3 protein-coding genes are annotated in these 2,053 nt (G+C 73.9%); 2 read left to right on the top strand and 1 reads right to left on the bottom strand.

Annotation, left to right across the window (positions count from 1 at the left end; all coding sequences use genetic code 11):
* Positions 1 to 85: 85 nt before the first annotated feature.
* Positions 86 to 1,297 (bottom strand): hypothetical protein, encoded by a 1,212-nt coding sequence (locus tag AB0469_RS41095; RefSeq protein WP_366456725.1) that lies wholly within the window; start codon positions 1,295 to 1,297, stop codon positions 86 to 88.
* A 148-nt stretch (positions 1,298 to 1,445) separates the two neighbouring features.
* On the opposite strand from AB0469_RS41095, the gene AB0469_RS41090 reads away from it, so the two are divergent.
* Both AB0469_RS41090 and AB0469_RS41085 read left to right on the top strand, forming a co-directional pair.
* On the top strand, positions 1,446 to 1,721 hold the full coding sequence (locus tag AB0469_RS41090; RefSeq protein WP_366456724.1) for a DUF6400 family protein: 276 nt from the start codon (positions 1,446 to 1,448) through the stop codon (positions 1,719 to 1,721).
* Positions 1,708 to 1,932, top strand: a complete 225-nt coding sequence (locus tag AB0469_RS41085) for a hypothetical protein (RefSeq protein WP_366456723.1) — start codon at positions 1,708 to 1,710, stop codon at positions 1,930 to 1,932. The genes AB0469_RS41090 and AB0469_RS41085 overlap by 14 nt, the downstream gene beginning before the upstream one ends.
* The last annotated feature ends 121 nt before the right edge of the window (positions 1,933 to 2,053 follow it).

The following is a 2,053-nucleotide window of genomic DNA, read 5'->3' as shown; positions in this document are numbered from 1 at the left end:
CACCAGGCCAGAAGGCCCTCACCCATTTCAAGATCCCTCAACCGAGACCTGCATCACCCGTCCACAACCTCCCTGGACAGAACACCTAGGCCGGGTCGGGGCGGGCCGGGGTGGACGTCAGCGCGCGGAAGGCGGCGGTCGCCCGGCGGGCGACCGCGTCGGCGTACGGGACGTAGACGGCAGGGTCGGCGTGGTCGACGAGGGGCAGGCGCACCGAGACCTCGTACGTGTGGGACGTGTGGTAGGCGAGCCGGTCGGGGACCAGGGCCTGCGCGAAGCGGTCGATCTCCCAGTCCCACCACTTGTACCGGGTCGCCAGCCCGTTCGCGATGTTCTCGCTGGTCACGACCGCCAGACCGTAGACGCCGGAGGGCTTCCGCAGGAGGAGCACCCGGTCCGGGTGGAACCCGCCGGCGTGCCACCGCCCCGCGTGCAGGTGTCCCGTCGGCATGCCCGCCGGAGTCCCGAGGAACGGGGTGGTGTCCGGCAGGCCGGACCAGGTGAAGTGCACCCACCAGCCGTGGCGCGCCTCGTACGGCCTGTCCTTGACGATGCCGATGCCGGGCCGGCCGGCCGCCTCCAGGGCCCCGGCGGTCGCGGTGACCGCGGCGGCCACGGTCCGCACGGCCTCCTCGCGGGCCCGCTCGTTGCGGACCGCCGCGAGGACGCGCTGCCACCAGGCGTCGACGTCACCGACCGTCTCGCGCAGCTCGGCGGGCCAGTCCTGCGGCCTCTCGCCCCGCGCCGCCAGCTCCCGCGGGGTGCTGCCGCCGGGCAGCGGCCGGTCCGCGGCCGCCTGGCGCCACTCCCACGCCTCGAACCGGGCCCGGGCCTCCTCCCGCCGCCGCTCCTGTTCCCGGTGGGCGCGCCGGCCCGCCTCGACGCGTTCGGCCTCCTGCTCGGCGATCCTGCGCTCCACGGCCTCGCGCACCGGCCGGTAGGCGTCCGCCGCGGGCTCCACCCGGTCCAGGAAGGCCGCCCCGGCCCTCCTGCGCGTCGCCTCGCCCCACCGGCGGCTCCCCGACCGCCTGCGCCACCGCCGGACACGGTCCTCGACCCGCTCCAACTCCGCCAGGGCGGAGATGAGTTCACCGAGGTAGACGAGGGCGGCGGCGTTCCAGGCGGCCCTCTCCCGCGGGGCGGCGGGCACCTGGACGCGGGTGCGCGACACGCGGGAGAAGCGGAGCACGCCCGCGAGGGCGCTCTCGTCCCCGCCGGCTTCCTCGGGGAACCAGTACAGGGCGACGAGACCGGCATCGGCGATCGCGTGGTTCAGCCACGAAATTTTCAGGGCCATGGCCCGAGGATGCCCAGGAGCTCCGTCCCGAAGCACCGACCCCGAACAGCGGCCGATCTTGGTTTGTCCTGATGCCCCGTGGAGGCCGGGATGTGACTCCGCCCACGTTCCTTGACCCGGGAACAAAGGGTTACCTAAGTTCTGCCCCATGTCCTCGCATCACTCCACGCCCGCCACCGGCCCGGGCGACGCAGCAGAACCGGTCGACTTCGCCGTCGACCTCACCTCCCAGGAGATACTCCGGCGCGCCCAGGTGATGGCCGCGCTCGGCCCCGACTGGGACCCGGTCGAGGTCCTGAGGGGTGAGGAGGAGGCGTACGACCTGCTCTACTCCGGTCTCGACGCGGAGCAGCAGCGCATGTACGACGACCTGGTGGCGGCCGGTGTCCTGCCCGTGCGCGGGGGCGGCCATGCTGCCCCTTGACCCGCAGGCCGAGATCGGACGCCGGGCCTGGGTGCCCTGCCCCCGGTGCGACGACACCCGGGGCTGCGAGCCGTGCGGAGAACGCCGGACCTGCTCCCGGCACTGGCGCTACCTCCTCTCCAACAAGGGCAGCCTCCTCCACCTCCAGTGCCCCGGCTGCACCCACGTCTGGACGCACGAGAGCGGCTTCGGCGCCACCCGCTCCCTGTAGGAGTGGCCCGGGACACGCACCCGAGAGGCTCCGGCCGGACACGGAAGGTGAGATCCGGCCCCCCTGCCGGTGAGGCGGCCCACAGGACCCACGTCACATCCGGCCCCGCCTAGTAGCCCCC

The organism is Streptomyces sp. NPDC093801, from assembly GCF_040701585.1.
Lineage (GTDB): Bacteria > Actinomycetota > Actinomycetes > Streptomycetales > Streptomycetaceae > Streptomyces.
This window is presented reverse-complemented; position numbering and strand designations above follow the sequence as displayed.